The organism is Streptomyces tendae (assembly GCF_014650435.1).
Taxonomy (GTDB): Bacteria; Actinomycetota; Actinomycetes; order Streptomycetales; family Streptomycetaceae; genus Streptomyces; species Streptomyces tendae.
This window is the reverse complement of record NZ_BMUY01000011.1, coordinates 71,373-87,542: the sequence shown is the minus strand read 5'-3', so window position 1 is coordinate 87,542 and position 16,170 is coordinate 71,373. Positions and strand designations below refer to the sequence as shown.

Genomic DNA, 16,170 nt, shown 5'->3' with positions numbered 1-16,170 from the left:
ATGATCCTCGTCGCCGGCGCCCTGCTGCTGTACCGCATCTGGTACGGCCCCTCGATGCTGGACCGCGCCGTCGCCCTGGACGTGGCCGCGGCGCTCATCATCGCCGGCATCGGCGTCAAGGCCGCCCACGACCGCGACTCCTTCTACTTCCCCGTGATGCTGGTGCTCGCCTTCCTCGGCTTCACCGGCTCGGTGGGCATCGCCCGCTTCATCGCCGTACGCGACCGGCCGTCCGTGCGGGCGGACGGCCGGCAGGACCACCGGTGAACGCCTGGGCCCAGGCCGCCGACCTGGCCGGAACGGTCCTGCTGTTCCTCGGCTGCCTGCAGTGCCTCCTCGGCGTGATCGGGATGCTCCGCTTCCCCGACGTGCTCTCCCGCAGCCACGCCGCCACCAAACCGCAGACCCTCGGGATGCTCCTCGTGCTCGCCGGGGTCGCGCTCAGGCTGCGGCACGGCACGGACGTGGGCACCCTCGCGCTCATCGCCTTCTTCCAGTTCCTCACCAGCCCGGTCGCCTCCCATCTGGTGGCCCGCTCCGCCTACCGCACCGGGCAGACGGGATCCCGGGGCCTGCTCAGGGACGACCTGGACCCGCAGCTGAGCGACGGGACACAGCGGGAGGATTAGCCCCGGAGTGCGTCAGCCCACGCAGCCCACGTGCGCCAGCGCCTGCTTCAGCAGCACCCCGTGCCCGCCCGGCATCTCGCTCTGCACCGCCTCGGACAGGGCCTCGCGGGGATCGAACCAGACCAGGTCCAGGGCGTCCTGGCGGGGGCGGCAGTCACCGGTCACCGGCACGACGTAGGCGAGCGAGACCGCGTGCTGCCGCGGGTCGTGGTACGGCGTGACCCCGTGCGTCGGGAAGTACTCGGCCACCGTGAACGGCTGGAGCGAGGACGGCACCCGGGGCAGCGCCACCGGCCCGAGGTCCTTCTCCAGGTGGCGCAGCAGGGCGTCGCGGACCCGCTCGTGGTGCAGCACCCGGCCGGAGACCAGCGTCCGGCTGACCGTCCCGTCGGGCCCGATGCGCAGGAGCAGGCCGACGCTGGTGACTTCGCCGCTGTCGTCCACCCGCACGGGCACGGCCTCGACGTACAGGATCGGCATGCGGGCGCGCGCCATTTCGAGTTCGTCGCTCGTCAGCCAGCCCGGCGTGGTTTCGGTCATGTCAGACATCGCTTGATCATACTTTCAGCCGTTCGTGCTTCCAGGGCGGCGCTCCGGGACTGTGACCGGTCCCACGCCGCTCAGCCGTCGTCCGCCGGACCGCCGGGCAGCCGGTAGACCCGGCGGGCGTTGTCCCGTCCGGCCCAGCGGGCCAGGCGCAACGCGTCCGGCAGGGACAGCTCGTCGGCGTCCAGCCGCTCCTGCAGCAGCTCGGCCAGTCCCTGCCGGAAGGCCAACGCCCCCAGGTGGTGGAACTCGGCCACCCCGTAGGCGTCGGAGCTGTACAGCAGCTTGCGGAACGGGGTGATCTCCAGCGCCTCGGCGAGGACCGCGCCCGCCCGTGCGGGTCCGACGTGGTGCAGGGTGAGCCCCACGTCGAGGTACACCCGCTCGAAGACCGCGGACAGATGGGCCGCCTGACGCTGGTAGGGCCAGCAGTGCAGCAGCAGGACCGGGATCGTGCCGGCGGTCAGGTGCAGCCAGTCGGTCAGCAGGGCGGGGTCCGCCCGGTGCAGGCGGATGTCGCCGTCGCCGAACCCCGTGTGCAGTTGCAGCGGCCGCCCGAGGTCCACGGCGGTCCACAGCAGGTGCCGCACGAGCACCGGATCCGCCAGCCGCCCGCCGCCGCCCGCGAGCCAGCGCCGGGCGGCCTCGGTGACCTCGGCGGGCGAGGGACGGGCCGGGTCCAGGTCGAACCCGGTGCGGTAGGCGGCCACCGACTTGACGCCCACCACGCCGGGCTGCCGTACCGCTTCCCAGGCGGCGGCGCGGAACGCCCGCGCGTACGCGTCCGGTTCGACCCCGCCCGCCGCCGCCGCCTCCGCGACGCCCTCCAGCCGGACCACCTCGTACGCCGTCGCGCCGGCCGCGTCGGCCAACTCGGCCGGGCTCGTCACCCGGTGCGGCGCGTACCCCGTGTCCACGCAGAACACGTCGGTGCGCGCGGCCCGCAGGAACCGCCGGTTGACCTCGGCGGCGCCCAGTTCGGACCGTCGGGCCAGGTACACGTCGGCGGGGGCGTGGCGGGGCAGGCCCAGCAAGGGCGCGCAGTGACGGCGTACGGCGAGGCCGGCTGGGCTGTCGAAGGGGGAGACGCCGGGCCACGCCTCGCCCTCGGTGAGCAGCGACTCGAAGCCCGCCCGGTCCAGATCGCCGGTGACGGCGCCGTGGCAGTGGTGGTCCACCAGCTCCAACGCGGCGAGCCGCTCGTGCACGGGTCCGGCGGCCATCTCAGTACTTCCAGCGGTAGGCCGCCGCCACGCCGTCGTCGTCCAGCCCCTCCGCCGACCGGGCCTCGCCCAGCCGTACGGCGATCACCGCGTCCGCCAGCACCGGACCCAGCGCCTCGCGCAGTACGCCGTCGGCGCGGAACGCCTCCACCGACTCCGTGAGCGTGACCGGCAGCCGCCGCACGCCCCGTGCCGCCGACTCGTCGGCGCCGAGCCGGGCCGGGTCGCCGGTGGTCTCCGCGGGCAGCGGCGCGGACGCGGAGAGCCCGTCGAGTCCGGCGGCGATCACCGAGGCGAGGGCGAGGTAGGGGTTGGCGGCGAGGTCGACCGGTTTCACCTCCAGGTTCGCCGCTCGGTCGCGGACCCCGGTGGTGCCGGTGACGATCCTGAGCGCCGCCTCGCGGGTCTCCCGGCCCCAGGCGGTGAACACGCCCGCCCACTGCGAGGGGCGCAGCCGCAGCCGGCTGGCCGGGCTCGGCGCGGTCATCGCCGTGAGCGCCGGGAGGTGGCCGAGCACCCCGGCCACGAAGGACTCGGCCTCGGCGGTCATGCCGTACCGGCCCGTGCCGCCCGCGTGCAGGTTCGTCCCGTCCCGCCAGGCGGAGAGGTGGAGGTGCCCGCCGTTGCCGACGCCCTGTCCGACGATCGCCGGGGCGAAGGAGACGCGCAGCCCGTGCCGCCGTGCCACGGCCCGGATCGTCTGCCGCACCAGCACGCTGTGATCGGCCGCCGCCACCGGGTCGAGCGCGCCCACCGAGACCTCGAACTGCCCCGCCGCGTACTCGGGATGGAACTGCTCCACGTCCACGCCCTGCGCGGCGAGCGCCGCGAGCAGGTCGGCGGCGCAGTCGCTCAGCTCGACCTGCCGGGCGGCCCCGTACGCCGGTCCGGACACCGCCGGGACGAACGCGTCGCCGTCCGTGCCCTCCCGCGCCACGACCCACTCGATCTCGACGGCGGCCCGGAAGGTGATGCCGTGCCGCGCGGCGGCCTTGGCCACGGTGCGGCGCAGGACGGTGCGCCCGCACGCCGGGTGCGGTGCGCCCTCCTGCGTGATCCGGTCGACCGGCGCCCAGGCCCAGCCGGGCTGCGCCGCCAGTACGGTGAGCCGGTCGAGGTCGGGGTAGAGGCGCAGGTCGCCGTCGGGGGAGCCGAGGACGTCCGTGGTGACGATCGAGTCGTCGGCCAGGAAGGTGTCGAACACCGGCGACATGCCCACGCCCCAGGCGGCGGCCGGGGCGAGCTTGGCGGTGGGCACGGTCTTCACCCGGGCGATCCCGGCGGTGTCGACGTACGCCAGCACCACGCCGTGCACGCCCTGCCCGGTCAGCTCGCCGCTGAGCGCGGTGGCCCGCTCGATGTCACCGGGACGCCCGCCGGGCACGGGGTCGCTCTCGCTCACGTCTCGGCTCCTTCGCGCGTGCGCCGTCCGTCGCGGACCATTGTGCCGCCCGGTGATCACCCTGTCCGGGTTTCGCCGGATGTGCGCACGACGCGGTGAAGGCCGGGGTCAGTCCATGGTGGTGGGCTGCGGAGAGGGGGTCCCGCCGTCCAGGACGGTCTTGAGGCGCTCGGTGCCCTGGCGCACCGCCTGTGCGACCGAGTCGGTCTGCCCGCCGTCGAGGCCGCCGCCCATGACGGTGACGGCGGAGGTGTCGACGCGCACGGCGGCGATGTCCAGGGTGAGCGTGGCGGGGCCGCCGTCGGCGTCCCCCTGGACACTCACCCGCAGTCCCGCACGGGCGTCGCCCACGTCGGGCACCGACGCCTCGGTCACCTGGACCGTGCGCTCGGCACCCCCGGAGCCGGTGGCGGTGAACTCGTCGCAGGTGTCCGGCAGGGTACGCAGCCACTTCAGCCGGGCGTCCAGGCCCGCGCGGTCGTACCCGGCGACCTGCTCCAGCAGGCGGGAGTCGCCCTGCTCGAAGCCGGTGAGGGCGGACGGTCCCGACGGGTCGCCCAGCAGGCCGTCGTCGTAGAGGGCGTCCAGCAGTGCCTGGCAGTCCGTCGCGCTGGACTTCGCGGTGAGGAAGGCGGCGACGTCGACCTTGCCGACGAGCAGCCGGTCGCGCCACTTGTCCGCGTCCTGGACCTGGTTCCAGCCGCCCTCCAGGTCGGCCTCGGTGATCAGGGCGGCCTTGGCGCCGGCCTCGGTGAGGGCGGCGGGAGCGCTGGGGGAGCCGGTCGGGGTCTGCTTCGCGGCGTCGGGCCGGGCGACCCCGGCCTGTTCGGCGGCGGTGTCCGAGGCGCTCTCCGACCCGCCGCCGTCCGAACAGGCCGCTGTGGTGAGCAGCGCGCCCGCCGCCAGGGCGGAGGCCAGGAGACGGACGGGGTGGGACGGACGACGGCTCATCGCGGGATGCCTCCTGGGACGGGAAAGGTGTCCTCAGCGCATCACCGGGTCCGGGGGCGCACCAGCGCACGGGCCTGTTCGGGTGACCGCCATCGGGGCGGGGCGGCAGGAGCGGGGCGGACCGCCGGGCCCGGCGCCCCCGGCCGACGGCGCCGGGCCCGGTGCCCTCAGCCGACGCGGTCGAGGGTGTCCTCGGCCACCTCCTTGTCCACCGCCGCCCGCACCAGGGCGGCCGCGAGGACGGCGGGTTCCGTCTTCCCGGCCAGGGCGAGGAGCCGGTCCTGGTCCCCGGGCAGACCGAGCCGCTCCGCGCCCTGCAGGGCCTTGCGGTCCAGCAGGGGGCCCGCCTCCGGCCAGACCAGCTGGGCCTCCCGCAGGAAGATGTCCGCGCCGGTCGGCCCGACGCCGGGGAACTCCTGGAGCAGCCGCCGCAGCTCGGAGACGTCGCCGTCCGCCTCGTCGCGGAGCCTGCGCAGATCACCGCCCCACCGCTCGGCCAGCAGCTCGGCGGCCTCGCCGAGTTGGGTGGCGGTGCGCTCGTCGTAGCGCCGGTAGCCGCCCCGGCCGAGCGCGTCCACCCGCTGCTGCCAGGTGGCCCCGGCCATGCGGCGCGCATCGCGCAGTCCCGCCTCGCTCAGGGCGCGGGCGGTGGCGACCGCGATGGAGGCGCTGATGCGGGCGCTGAGCAGGTGCGCGAGGACCAGCAGCCGGTACAGCGGCTGCGGGGTGTCCTTGAGCCGGATGCCCGCCTCCTCGGCGTACGTCTGCCCGTGCGCGTCGACGAGTTCGAGCACGGTCCGCCGTTCGTCGCGGGCCACGGCTACGGCTTCAGCGGGTCGTGACCGACCGTCATGAGCCGGTGCCGCAGGCGGGTGTCGTCGGACGCGGGCTCGTTCTCCAGGTCGGTCTGCGAGGTCACGGTGTCCACGACCTTGCGCATGGCACGCAGGTCGTCCTCCGTCAGGTCCGTGCGCCGCTTCTGCAGGATCGCGAGGACGTGCTGTCCGAGCGGCGGACCGGCGTCGTCCGGCAGCGGTTCGGTCAGCTCGCCGGAGTCGCGCACCCGGAGCCAGCTGGCGAGTTCCGCGGAGGTCATGTTCACCACGCGGTGGAAGTCCTCCCACAGCGCGTCGAGTTCGAGGGCGTCGGCCATGAGGTGTCCCTCATTTCGTCGTGCGTACGTGCGTGCTGCGTGGTCAGCCGGAGCAGCGCGACGCGTTCCGCCTCGTCGGTGCCGCCCCACACGCCCGACGTCTGCCCCGATTCCAGGGCGAAGGCCAGGCACTCGGGGGTCACCGGGCATCTGGCGCACACGCGCTTGGCGGCCGCCGTGTCCCGCAGGGCGGGCCCGGCGGTGCCCACCGGGAAGAACAGATCGGGGTCCTCATCCACGCAGGCGGCGCGGCGCAACCACTCCATGCGGGCGCGGGTGCCCATGGGGCGCGGGAGGCAAACGCCCGGCGGGTCCGGAGGGACGGTCCCGCCGTCCTGTGGGACGGGTGCCCAGCCGGCTCAGCGGGCGAGCACGCCGTCCAGGAAGCGCGTGACGTCCGCGAAGACCTCCGCCCGGTTCGTCTCGTTGAAGACCTCGTGCCGGGCGCCCGGGTAGATCCGCTCGGTCAGGTCGCCGCCGCTCAGCGGCTCGACGCCGACGCGGCTGCCGGGCAGCGGCACCAGCCGGTCGTCGTCCCCGTGCACCCACAGCAACGGCAGCCGTCCTACGTCGCCGCCCTGGGCCACGGTCGCCAGCGTCCGCACGAACGCCTCCAGGGTCGGCCGCTTCATCGGCCCGTGCCACACCAGCGGGTCCGCCGCGTACGCCGCGCCCACCGACGGGTCGCGGGAGAGCGAGGCCGGGCTGATCGGGGTGTCGGGGATCTCCTCCAGGGCGAGCAGCCGGCGCGGCAGCTCCCAGTCGCCGATGACGGGCCCTGACAGCACCAGGGCCGTCAGCTCGCCGGGGTGGCGCTGAGCGTAGCGGGCGGCGATGAGCCCGCCCATCGAATGCCCGATCATGACGACCGGCAGCCCGGGGTGGGCGGCCCGCGCCAGCTCGGCGACGGCATGGACGTCGGTGACCACGTCCTCGAAGTCCTCCACGACCACCCGCTCGCCGTCCGAGCGCCCGTGTCCGGCGTGGTCCGGTGCGTAGACGGCCGCGCCGTGGCCATTCAGGACGCCGGCCACCTCCTCGTAGCGCCCGGTGTGCTCGCCGTAGCCGTGGACCAGCAGTGCGACGTAGCGGGGGTGCCCGCCGGGCCACTCGCGGACGGCGATCCGCCCCCGCGTTCCGGTCAGCGTGTGCTCGCGGGCCTCGGCCATGTCTCCTCCGGCTGGTGGGTGACGTCCTCCGGAGGATCTTCCCAGGACGCCGTCCGGCGGTCTATAGTCCAAAACTAGCAGTGCTAATTAAGGGTAGTGCTCATCAAGGTTCGCGGTGGTCGACGCGGCGGCGGTGCGCCGTCCGGTGACCGCGCGACGACGGTCAGGAGTCCCTCGTGCGTCCCGTCCACTTCGCGGCCGCCCGCCGCACCCCGATCGGCAAGCTGCGCGGCGCGCTGTCCACCGTCCGCCCCGACGACCTCGCCGCCGCCGTGATCCGCGGCCTGGTCGCCGACGTGCCCGCGCTCGACCCCGCCCGGATCGACGACGTGTACTGGGGCGCCGCCAACCAGGCGGGCGAGGACAACCGGAACGTCGCCCGCATGGCCGCCCTGCTCGCGGGCCTGCCCGAGACCGTGCCCGGCGCCACCGTGAACCGGTTGTGCGCCTCCGGCCTCGAAGCCGTCACCGCCGCCGCCCGCACCGTCGCCGCGGGCGAGGCCGACATCGTCCTCGCGGGCGGCTCCGAGTCCATGAGCCGGGCCCCCTTCGTGCTGCCCCGCCCCGACGAGGCGCTGCCGCACCGCATCGAGACCGCCGACACCCGGCTCGGCTGGCGCTTGGTCAACCCGGCGATGAAGGATCTGCACGGCCTGCTCGCCATGGGGGAGACCGCCGAGGAGGTCGCCGAGCGCTACGGCATCCCGCGCGAACGCCAGGACGCGTTCGCCCTGCGCAGCCACCGCCTGGCCGCCGAGGCCCGGAAGAACGGCCGCTTCGACGACGAGATCCTCCCGGTCGAGCGCCCCGACGGCGTGGTCGTCGACACCGACGAGTGCGTCCGCGAGGACACCTCCCTGGAGAAGCTGGGCCGCCTGAAGCCGGTCTTCCGCCCCGGCGGCACGGTCACCGCGGGCAACGCCTCCCCGATGAACGACGGCGCCGCCGGCCTCCTCCTGGTCAGCGAGGAGGCGCTGAACGACCTCGGCCTGGAGTCGCTGGGCCGCTACGTCGCGGGCGGCTCGGCAGGCGTCCACCCCGACGTCATGGGCATCGGCCCGGTCCCCGCCACCCGCAAGGTGCTGGCCCGGGCCGGCTGGAGCGTAGGCGACCTCGCCGAGGCCGAGTTCAACGAGGCGTTCGCCGCCCAGGCCCTCGCCTGCGTCGACCAGCTCGGCATCGACCCCGACCTGGTCAACCCCACGGGCGGGGCCATCGCGCTGGGCCACCCGATCGGCTGCTCCGGCGCCCGCATCCTCACCACGCTGCTCCACCGCATGCGCCGCACGGGCGCCGGCCGCGGGCTGGCCACGATGTGCGTCGGCGTCGGCCAGGGCAGCGCGGTCCTCGTCGAACGCCACTAGGTCCCACCCGGCTGAGGAGCCCTCCAGGTGCGGAGCCCCAGCCGAAGGGCCCCAGCCCCCAGAGCCGCCCCCTCTGCAGAGCCGCAGCAAAGAAAGCAAGGAAACGGAGCAACACCCCATGGCAACCCTCTCCGTCGCCGCCGTCCTCGCCGAGAACGCCCGGCGCCGTCCCGACAAGGAGGCGCTCGTCGAGGGCGACCTGCGGCTGACCTTCGCCGAAGTGTGGCGGCGGGCCCGCGCCCAGGCCGGTGCGCTCGTCGGCCTGGACGTCCGGCCCGGGGACCGGGTCGCGCTGATGGCACCGAACACCGCCGACTTCCCGATCGCCTACTACGCCGTCGCCGCGGCCGGCGCCGTCGTGGTACCGGTGCACCTGCTGCTGTCCGCGGCCGAGGTCGAGCACGTGCTGCGCGACAGCGGGGCCACCCTGCTGCTGTGCCACCCGGCGCAGGCTGAGACCGGCGCCGCCGCCGCGCGGGAGACCGGCGTACGGATGATCACGCTCGGCGAGGACTTCGACAGGCTCGCAGCGGACGCCGAGCCGCTGCCCACCTACGTCACCCGCGACGCCGACGATCCCGCCGTCGTCTTCTACACCAGCGGCACGACCGGCGTCCCCAAGGGCGCCGTGCTCAGCCACTTCAACCTGGTGATGAACGCGACGGTCAACGCCTTCGACGCCAACGACATCCGGCCCGACGACGTGGCGCTCGGCGCGCTGCCGCTTTTCCACGCCTTCGGCCAGACCGTCTCCCTCAACTCCACCTGGCGGGCGGGCGCGACCCTCGTCCTGCTGCCGCGCTTCGACGCGGCGCGCGCCATCGAGCTGATGGTGAAGGAGGGCGTCAACACCTTCCACGGGGTGCCGACCATGTTCGTCGCCCTCGCCGCCGCGGCGGCCGGGGCCGAGGCCCTGCCGGAGCTGCGGGTGTGCGTCTCCGGCGGCGCCTCGCTGCCGGTGGCCGTGCTCGAACGGTTCGAGCGGGCCTTCGGGGCGAAGATCTACGAGGGGTACGGGCTGTCGGAGACCTCTCCGGCGGCGGCCGTGAACCAGCCGGTTTTCGGTGCCAGGCCCGGCACCATCGGCCACCCGCTCTGGGGCGTCGACGTGGAGATCGCCCGCGCCGAGGTCGAGGACGCCGTGGAACTGCTGCCGCCCGGGGAACTGGGCGAGGTCGTCGTCCGCGGCCACAACGTCTTCTCCGGTTACCTCGGCCGCCCCGAGGCCACCGCGGAGGCGCTCGTCGACGGGTGGTTCCGCACCGGGGACCTGGGCACCAAGGACGAGGAAGGATTCCTGAGGATCGTCGACCGGAAGAAGGACGTCATCATCCGCGGCGGCTACAACGTCTACCCGCGCGAGGTCGAGGAGGTGCTGATGCGCCACCCCGGCATCGCCCAGGTCGCCGTCATCGGGCTCCCCGACGAACTCCACGGCGAGGAGGTCTGCGCGGTGGTCGTGCGTGCCCCCGGCACGACGCCCGACGCGGTGCCGGACGCCGCCGCGGTCACCGAGTGGTCCAAGCAGCACCTCGGGCGGCACAAGTACCCGCGCCGGGTGGAGTTCGCGGACGAGCTGCCGCTCGGGCCGAGCATGAAGGTGCTGAAGCGGGAGCTGCGCGTGCGGTACGCCGACCGCTAAGGATCAATGGGCGAGACGGTGCTTACGACACCGGTGGGGTGCGCATAGCATCGGTCCCCGCAATGGACACCATGACGCTCTGGCACCTCACCGGCTGGGAATTCGCCGCCCTCGCCTTCGCGGTCCTGCTCGTCGGCTTCTCCAAAACGGCGGTGAGCGGGGCCAACACGGTCAGCCTCGCGATCTTCGCGGCGGTCCTGCCCGCCCGCGCCTCCACCGGCATCCTGCTGCCGATCCTGATCGCCGGTGACGTCCTGGCCGTCCTCACCTACCGGCGCCACGCGCACTGGCCCACCCTGTGGCGGCTGTTCCCGGCGGTCGGCGTGGGCGTGGTCGTCGGCACCCTGTTCCTGGTGTGGGCCGACGACGCGGTCGTACGCACCTCGATCGGTGTGATCCTGCTGTTCATGGCCGGGGTGACGGTGTGGCGCCGGCGGCGGGCCGACGCCGCCGAACAGCCGGACGAGGTCACCTCGCGCACCGGCCGGGTGAAGGCCCGCTCGTACGGCGTCCTGGGCGGGTTCACCACGATGGTCGCCAACGCGGGCGGCCCAGTGATGTCGATGTACCTGCTCTCCGCGGGGTTCCGAAAGCTCGGCTTCCTGGGCACCTCGGCGTTCTTCTTCCTGATCGTCAACGTCTCCAAGCTGCCCTTCAGCGCGGGGCTCGGTCTGATCGACGGCCACTCGCTGCTGCTCGACGCGGTGCTGGTCGTCTTCGTGGTGCCCGGCGCGTTCCTCGGCAAGTGGGCCGTGAACCGGATCAACCAACGCCTGTTCGAGCGTCTGGTGATCGCGGCGACGGTTGTGGGCGGTCTGCAGTTGCTCCTTGCCTGATCCGCTGGGGGAGCCCGTTGCTGAGGTCCTCCACCAGCAGGCGCTTGGCGATGGCGTCGACGGCCGCGCGCAGCTCCGTGTCCGTGGGGCGGCCGATGTCCCGCTCCACCCGGTCCTCCAGCCATGCCGCCCATGCCCGGCCGATCACCAGGGCCTCACGGGCGCCCGCGTCGGTGTGGGACAGCAGGGAGCCGTGGCGGGTCAGGAACCCCTCCTCCACCATCCGGTCGAAGACCGGCAGCAGCACCTCCGGCGGCAGCCGGCGGCGGGCGGCGATCAGCCCGAGGCTGGCGTGTCCGACCAGCCGCGTGAACAGGTCCACCTGCATCACGGCCCAGGCACCGGCGACGTCCAGCCGGGTGTCGCTGTCCGCGATGATCCGACGCGCGGTGTCCAGCTCCGTACCGCCGATGATCTTCCCGACGGAAGCCTCAAGCGTCCGCCTGCTGCTGGCGTCGTGCGGTGAGGCGAAGCCCTCGCCCATGTCCGTGGACCCCGCGCGGGCGCTGTCGCGCAGCTGGACCTGCTTGAGGAACAGGGCGACCACGAAGCCCAGGACCGCGACCGGCACCGTCCACAGGAACACGGTCTGGATGGTGTCCGCGTACGCGCCGATGACCGGCGCCGACGCCGGGGGCGGCAGCCGGTGCACACCCTCCGGACTGGTCGACGCCCTCGCGATCACCGACGGGTCCGCGGCACCGGTGCGGGCCGCCGCCGCGACTCCGTCGCGCAGGTTGGGACCGAGCGAGTTGGCGTAGATCGTGCCGAACACGGCGGTGCCGAAGGAACTGCCCAGCGTGCGGAAGAAGGTGACGCCGGAGGTGGCGGTGCCGAGGTCGGAGTACTCGACCGTGTTCTGCACGGCGATGGTCAGCACCTGCATGGACAGGCCGATGCCGGTGCCCAGCACGAACATGTACAGCGACTCCAGCCCAGCGCCCGTGCCCGCACCCATCAGCGACATCAGATACAGGCCGACGCCCATCACCAGGGTGCCCACGATGGGGAACAGCCGGTAGCGCCCCGTCTTGCTGACCACGTTGCCGCTGAACACCGAGGCGATCAGCAGACCCGCCACCATCGGCAGCGTCCGTACCCCGGAGACCGTGGCCGAGTCCCCGTCGACGTACTGCAGATACGTCGGCAGATACGTCAGCGCGCCCAGCATGGCGAAGCCGACGATGAAGCTGAGGATCGAGCAGACCGTGAACACCGGGTTGGAGAACAGCCGCATCGGCAGCATCGGTTCGGCCGCCCGGGTCTCCACCCAGCAGAACAGTCCCAGCGCGATCAGCCCGCCCGCGAACAGGCCGATGATCACGGCCGAGCCCCACGCGTACTCGTTGCCGCCCCAGCTCGTCGCCAGGATCAGCGCGCTGGCGCCGACCGCGACCAGCGCGATGCCCAGGTAGTCGATGACGGGACGGGCGGCCGACTTGACCACCGGGATGGTGCGCGCGGCGGCGAAGACGACGACGATCGCGATGGGCACGTTGACGTAGAACGCCCAGCGCCAGGACAGGTGGTCGGTGAACAGGCCGCCCAGCAGCGGCCCGATGACCGTGGCGACCCCGAACACCGCGCCGATCGCGCCCTGGTACTTGCCCCGCTCCCGCAGCGGGATGACGTCCGCGATCAGCGCCATCGCCGTCACCATCAGGCCGCCCGCGCCGATGCCCTGCACCGCCCGCCAGAGGATCAGCAGCGGCATGTTGGTCGCCAGCCCGCACAGGAACGAGCCGGTGATGAACACGACCGCGGACACCTGGAAGACCACCTTGCGGCCGAACAGGTCTCCGAACTTGCCGACCAGCACCGTCGCCACGGTCTCCGCGAGCAGGTACGAGGTCACCACCCACGACATGTGCGCGGCGCCGCCCAGGTCCGACACGATGGTGGGCAGCGCGGTGCCGACGATCGTCTGGTCCAGGGCCGCGAGCAGCATGCCGAGCATGATCGTGACGAAGACGACGTTGCGCCGCCGCCGGTCCAGCACGGGCGGCTGAGCGGCTGCGGTCCGCGGTGCTTCCTCGGCGACTGTCACACGGTCACGATCACACCGGTGCACCGGCCACGCATGCGGGAGCGGTCCGCCCGGGTGTGCCCGGGGGCCCGGTCAGGGCCCGGTCCGGTCAGCGGTCGCCGGGGTTGCGCCGCAGCAGGTAGGTGTCCATGATCCAGCCCTTGCGCTCCCGCGCCTCGGCACGCAGCCGCTCGATGCGGGGCGCGGCCTCGGCGATCGGACCGGAGTCGAGGATCTCGTCCGGGGTGCCCAAGTAGGCACCCCAGTAGATGTCGATGTCCTGGTCCGCGTACCGCCGGAAGGTCTGGTGGGCGTCCAGCATCACGACGACGTCGTCCGTGTCCTCGGGGAAGCCCTCGGCCAGCCGCCGCCCCGTGGTGATCTGCACCGGACGCGCCACCCGGTTCAGCCCCGTCCGGTGCCGGGCGACCAGTGAGGAGACGCTGCTGATGCCGGGCACCACGTCGTACTCGAACGCCACCGCGCCGCGCTCCAGGATCTCCTCCAGGATGCCCAGCGTGCTGTCGTACAGCGCGGGGTCGCCCCAGACCAGGAACGCGCCGGTCTCGTCCTCGCCCAGCTCCTCGGCGATCAGGCGCTCGTAGATGCCCGCGCGGGCACTGCGCCAGTCCCCGACGGCGGGGGAGTAGGCGGCGCCGCCCGCGCTCCGGTCCCGCTCGGGGTCGCGCGCCTCGACGACCCGGTACGTCCCCGCCGGTACGTGCGCCTCCAGCATGTCCCGGCGCAGCCGCACCAGGTCGGCCTTGGCCTCGCCCTTGTCCAGGACGAAGAACACGTCCGTGCCGCGCAGCGCCCTGACCGCCTGGAGCGTCAGCTGCTCCGGGTCGCCCGCGCCAATACCGATCACATGAATGGTCCGCACACCACGAGTCTGCCGTACGCCACCGACCGCGCCCCGACCGGGCCGCCCCGGCGGGATTCAGCCCCGCAGCCGGGGCGCCCGCGCCGCCGCGTCCACGGGAGCGCCGCCCTCCACCTCGCCGGCCAGCTTTCCGGCCCACCCGGCGACCGCGCCCAGATCCATCCCGTACGGCCGCTCCCGCCCGGCCTCCGACGCCGCCCACGCCGTGACGGCACCCGCCCCGCGCCGCAGCAGCCTCGCCCCGCCGGTGGCGTTGCCGCGCGCCGAGTGCGTGAGCCCGACGGCCAGCTGGGCCATGCCCCGCCACAGCTCCCGCTCCTCCTCGGGCCCCGACTTCCAGGCGTCCTCGAAGACCTCGTGCGCGTGGAACGGCTTGCCGTCGTCCAGCAGCCGCTGCGCCTCGGCGACGGTCGCCTCGGGAGCCCGTACGACGCCCTCGGGCTGGCGCGGCACGCCGTCCGCGCCGTACGGCAGCGGGCGTCCGAGCCCGTCCCGCGGCCGGGCGTTGCGTGCCCGGCCCTCGTCGTCACGGTCCCGCCCCTCCTCCGGGCGGTCGGGGGCGGTGCTGTCCACGGGGCTGTCGGCAGGGCTGTCCATGGGACCGATTGTCCCTCTCCCGTGCCCGCTTAGGCGCGGCCCCGTCCGTGGGGTAAAGTGCTGTCGCGTGATCGCGCGGTTCACCGCGCGTGACGACACCGGGACGTGGCGCAGCTTGGTAGCGCACTTGACTGGGGGTCAAGGGGTCGCAGGTTCAAATCCTGTCGTCCCGACGGTGTGAAGAAGGGCCTTCACGGACGCGAGTCCGTGAAGGCCCTTCTTCGTCGTCTCCTCCCGGTGGTCAGTCCCGCGGCCGCGCCCCCGCGGCGACGAGCAGGTCCACCGTCTCCCGGTGCGGCCCGTTCGACGCCCAGTCCAGCGGCGTCCAGCCGGTGCCGTGGTCCTCGCGCAGGTTCGGGTCGGCTCCGTACTCGAGGAGCGCGCGGACGGCCTCGGTGTGCCCCCAGCAGGCCGCCCCGCACAGCGGTGTGCCCTCCGAGCCGATTCCGCTCTCCGTGTCCGGCCGGGCGCCGGCCGCGAGCAGTACGCGGACGATGTCGGCGTCCCCGTTCACGGACGCCAGGTACAGCGGGGTGCTCCCGGCCGTGTCCGCCGTCTCGGCGGGCGCTCCGGCCCGCAGCGCGGCCCGCACCCGCGCCGGCTCACCGACGAGCGCTGCGTCGACGAGACGCCGGGACAGTTTCTTGTGCTTTCGCCTGTTCACGCGAGCCGAGAGTACGCGGCGCTTGACTTGAAGTGCACTTCAAAATGAAGACTCCCTGCGTACCCGGACGACCGGGCACGAATGGGGAGGAAAACCGTGAAGTACCGCACCATAGGCGCCGACCCCGCGCACCGCCGCGAGGTGAGCGTGCTCGCGCTCGGCGCGATGCTGTTCGGCTCGCTGACCGACGAGAAGACCTCGTTCGCCGTCCTCGACCGCTATGTGGAGGCCGGCGGGAACTTCATCGACACGTCCGACAACTACGCCTTCTGGACCGACGGCGGCCAGGGCGGCCAGAGCGAGGAACTCCTCGGCCGCTGGCGGCGCAGCCGCGGGATCGGCGACGAGGTCGTGATCGCCACCAAGCTGGGGGCGCGTCCGCTGGCGCCCGGCACCGGCTACACCGACAACCCCGAGGGCCTGTCCGCCAAGGTGATCCGCGAGGCGGCAGACCGCAGCAGGCGACGGCTGGGGGTGGACAGGCTCGACCTGCTGTACGCACACATCGACGACTTCACCGTGGCGCAGAGCGAGACCGTCGAGGCGTTCGGCGCGCTGGTCGCCGAGGGCACCGTCGGACTGCTCGGCGTCAGCAACCAGGCGATGTGGCGCGTCGAGCGGGCCCGGGCCCTGGCCGCCGCGGCCGGACTGCCCGGCTACGAGGTGCTGCAGTACCAGCACAGCCACCTGCGGCCCCGCTTCGACGTGCCGAGCGAGTTCTCCCCGTACGGCAGCCTCGGCCATGCCGGCGCCGAACTCCTCGGCTACCTGCGGGCGGAGCCGGAGCTGACCCTGGTCGCCTACTCGCCGCTGCTGGCCGGTGCCTACGTCCGCGAGGACAAGCCGCTGCCCCCGGACTACGACCATCCGGGCACCCCGGCCCGGCTCGCCGTGCTCCGCGAGGTGGCCCGGGAGACCGGGGCCACGGTCAACCAGGTCGTCCTCGCCTGGCAGATCGGCGCGGAACTGCCGATCGTGCCGCTGGCCGGGGCCTCGTCGGTCGCCCAGCTGGAGGAGAACCTGGCGGCCGTGGAGCTGGAGCTGACCGCGGACCAGCGTGCCCGCCTGGACACGGTCCACTGAGC

At 73.6% G+C, this 16,170-nt stretch carries 18 protein-coding genes and 1 tRNA gene; 7 read left to right on the top strand and 12 right to left on the bottom strand.

The genetic code is table 11. The features are described from left to right. Together IE258_RS27465 and mnhG are read left to right on the top strand one after the other, a co-directional pair. Positions 1-267 (top strand): MrpF/PhaF family protein, encoded by a 267-nt coding sequence (locus tag IE258_RS27465; protein ID WP_166661578.1) that lies wholly within the window; start codon positions 1-3, stop codon positions 265-267. Next, complete coding sequence (gene mnhG / locus IE258_RS27460) at positions 264-629, top strand: monovalent cation/H(+) antiporter subunit G (RefSeq protein WP_159325918.1); 366 nt, start codon at positions 264-266, stop codon at positions 627-629. The genes IE258_RS27465 and mnhG overlap by 4 nt, the downstream gene beginning before the upstream one ends. Positions 630-641: 12 nt before the next feature. Here the strand turns inward: mnhG and IE258_RS27455 are convergent, their stop codons facing one another. The 8 genes from IE258_RS27455 to IE258_RS27420 form a co-directional block, all read right to left on the bottom strand. Further along, a complete protein-coding gene (locus IE258_RS27455) occupies positions 642-1,169 on the bottom strand; it encodes an NUDIX hydrolase family protein (protein WP_161378720.1) in 528 nt (175 codons plus the stop codon). A gap of 80 nt (positions 1,170-1,249) precedes the next feature. Further along, positions 1,250-2,398 (bottom strand): amidohydrolase family protein, encoded by a 1,149-nt coding sequence (locus IE258_RS27450; protein ID WP_189747764.1) that lies wholly within the window; start codon positions 2,396-2,398, stop codon positions 1,250-1,252. A gap of 1 nt (position 2,399) precedes the next feature. Then, positions 2,400-3,800: a type I glutamate--ammonia ligase gene (locus tag IE258_RS27445; RefSeq protein WP_189747762.1), complete on the bottom strand. Its 1,401-nt coding sequence runs from the start codon at positions 3,798-3,800 to the stop codon at positions 2,400-2,402. A 108-nt stretch (positions 3,801-3,908) separates the two neighbouring features. Then, complete coding sequence (locus tag IE258_RS27440) at positions 3,909-4,751, bottom strand: hypothetical protein (protein ID WP_189747760.1); 843 nt, start codon at positions 4,749-4,751, stop codon at positions 3,909-3,911. Between the two features lie 167 nt (positions 4,752-4,918). After that, on the bottom strand, positions 4,919-5,569 hold the full coding sequence (locus IE258_RS27435) for an HhH-GDP family DNA glycosylase (protein WP_189747758.1): 651 nt from the start codon (positions 5,567-5,569) through the stop codon (positions 4,919-4,921). A gap of 2 nt (positions 5,570-5,571) precedes the next feature. Beyond that, on the bottom strand, positions 5,572-5,904 hold the full coding sequence (locus IE258_RS27430; RefSeq protein ID WP_189747756.1) for a DUF3140 domain-containing protein: 333 nt from the start codon (positions 5,902-5,904) through the stop codon (positions 5,572-5,574). Beyond that, complete coding sequence (locus IE258_RS27425; protein WP_164457433.1) at positions 5,850-6,170, bottom strand: WhiB family transcriptional regulator; 321 nt, start codon at positions 6,168-6,170, stop codon at positions 5,850-5,852. The genes IE258_RS27430 and IE258_RS27425 overlap by 55 nt, the downstream gene beginning before the upstream one ends. A gap of 93 nt (positions 6,171-6,263) precedes the next feature. Beyond that, the gene (locus IE258_RS27420; protein WP_189747754.1) at positions 6,264-7,073 is read right to left on the bottom strand and encodes an alpha/beta hydrolase; all 810 of its coding nucleotides are present in this window, start codon (positions 7,071-7,073) and stop codon (positions 6,264-6,266) included. Positions 7,074-7,249: 176 nt separating this feature from the next. Between IE258_RS27420 and IE258_RS27415 the strand changes: the two genes are divergently transcribed. From IE258_RS27415 to IE258_RS27405, 3 genes are all read left to right on the top strand, one after another. After that, positions 7,250-8,437, top strand: coding sequence for a thiolase family protein (locus IE258_RS27415; RefSeq protein WP_189747752.1), 1,188 nt, complete (start codon positions 7,250-7,252; stop codon positions 8,435-8,437). Between the two features lie 118 nt (positions 8,438-8,555). Continuing rightward, complete coding sequence (locus tag IE258_RS27410) at positions 8,556-10,079, top strand: long-chain-fatty-acid--CoA ligase (RefSeq protein WP_189747751.1); 1,524 nt, start codon at positions 8,556-8,558, stop codon at positions 10,077-10,079. A gap of 62 nt (positions 10,080-10,141) precedes the next feature. Continuing rightward, positions 10,142-10,915, top strand: a complete 774-nt coding sequence (locus IE258_RS27405) for a sulfite exporter TauE/SafE family protein (protein WP_189747749.1) — start codon at positions 10,142-10,144, stop codon at positions 10,913-10,915. Here IE258_RS27405 and IE258_RS27400 read toward each other — a convergent pair. The 3 genes from IE258_RS27400 to IE258_RS27390 all read right to left on the bottom strand — a co-directional run bounded on the left by IE258_RS27400 (position 10,842) and on the right by IE258_RS27390 (position 14,421). Continuing rightward, positions 10,842-12,962, bottom strand: a complete 2,121-nt coding sequence (locus IE258_RS27400; protein WP_189747746.1) for an MDR family MFS transporter — start codon at positions 12,960-12,962, stop codon at positions 10,842-10,844. The two genes, IE258_RS27405 and IE258_RS27400, sit on opposite strands and share 74 nt — an antisense overlap. 88 nt (positions 12,963-13,050) lie before the next feature. After that, positions 13,051-13,824, bottom strand: a complete 774-nt coding sequence (cobF, locus tag IE258_RS27395) for a precorrin-6A synthase (deacetylating) (RefSeq protein WP_189747745.1) — start codon at positions 13,822-13,824, stop codon at positions 13,051-13,053. Between the two features lie 57 nt (positions 13,825-13,881). Next, complete coding sequence (locus tag IE258_RS27390) at positions 13,882-14,421, bottom strand: DUF309 domain-containing protein (protein ID WP_189747743.1); 540 nt, start codon at positions 14,419-14,421, stop codon at positions 13,882-13,884. A gap of 99 nt (positions 14,422-14,520) precedes the next feature. On the opposite strand from IE258_RS27390, the gene IE258_RS27385 reads away from it, so the two are divergent. Continuing rightward, positions 14,521-14,594, top strand: a tRNA-Pro gene (locus IE258_RS27385). A 68-nt stretch (positions 14,595-14,662) separates the two neighbouring features. Here IE258_RS27385 and IE258_RS27380 read toward each other — a convergent pair. Further along, a complete protein-coding gene (locus IE258_RS27380; protein ID WP_189747741.1) occupies positions 14,663-15,085 on the bottom strand; it encodes an ankyrin repeat domain-containing protein in 423 nt (140 codons plus the stop codon). Positions 15,086-15,181: 96 nt separating this feature from the next. Between IE258_RS27380 and IE258_RS27375 the strand changes: the two genes are divergently transcribed. Then, on the top strand, positions 15,182-16,168 hold the full coding sequence (locus IE258_RS27375; protein WP_189747739.1) for an aldo/keto reductase: 987 nt from the start codon (positions 15,182-15,184) through the stop codon (positions 16,166-16,168). Positions 16,169-16,170 lie beyond the last annotated feature (2 nt).

Bases quoted from the DNA above. Each gene is read 5' to 3' on its own strand.
- IE258_RS27465 (WP_166661578.1), top strand. From the start codon at position 1: ATGATCCTCGTCGCCGGCGCCCTGCTGCTGTACCGCATCTGGTACGGC.
- IE258_RS27455 (WP_161378720.1), bottom strand. From the start codon at position 1,169: ATGACCGAAACCACGCCGGGCTGGCTGACGAGCGACGAACTCGAAATG.
- IE258_RS27450 (WP_189747764.1), bottom strand. From the start codon at position 2,398: ATGGCCGCCGGACCCGTGCACGAGCGGCTCGCCGCGTTGGAGCTGGTG.
- IE258_RS27440 (WP_189747760.1), bottom strand. From the start codon at position 4,751: ATGAGCCGTCGTCCGTCCCACCCCGTCCGTCTCCTGGCCTCCGCCCTG.
- IE258_RS27430 (WP_189747756.1), bottom strand. From the start codon at position 5,904: ATGGCCGACGCCCTCGAACTCGACGCGCTGTGGGAGGACTTCCACCGC.
- IE258_RS27425 (WP_164457433.1), bottom strand. From the start codon at position 6,170: ATGGAGTGGTTGCGCCGCGCCGCCTGCGTGGATGAGGACCCCGATCTG.
- IE258_RS27420 (WP_189747754.1), bottom strand. From the start codon at position 7,073: ATGGCCGAGGCCCGCGAGCACACGCTGACCGGAACGCGGGGGCGGATC.
- IE258_RS27410 (WP_189747751.1), top strand. From the start codon at position 8,556: ATGGCAACCCTCTCCGTCGCCGCCGTCCTCGCCGAGAACGCCCGGCGC.
- IE258_RS27405 (WP_189747749.1), top strand. From the start codon at position 10,142: ATGGACACCATGACGCTCTGGCACCTCACCGGCTGGGAATTCGCCGCC.
- IE258_RS27390 (WP_189747743.1), bottom strand. From the start codon at position 14,421: ATGGACAGCCCTGCCGACAGCCCCGTGGACAGCACCGCCCCCGACCGC.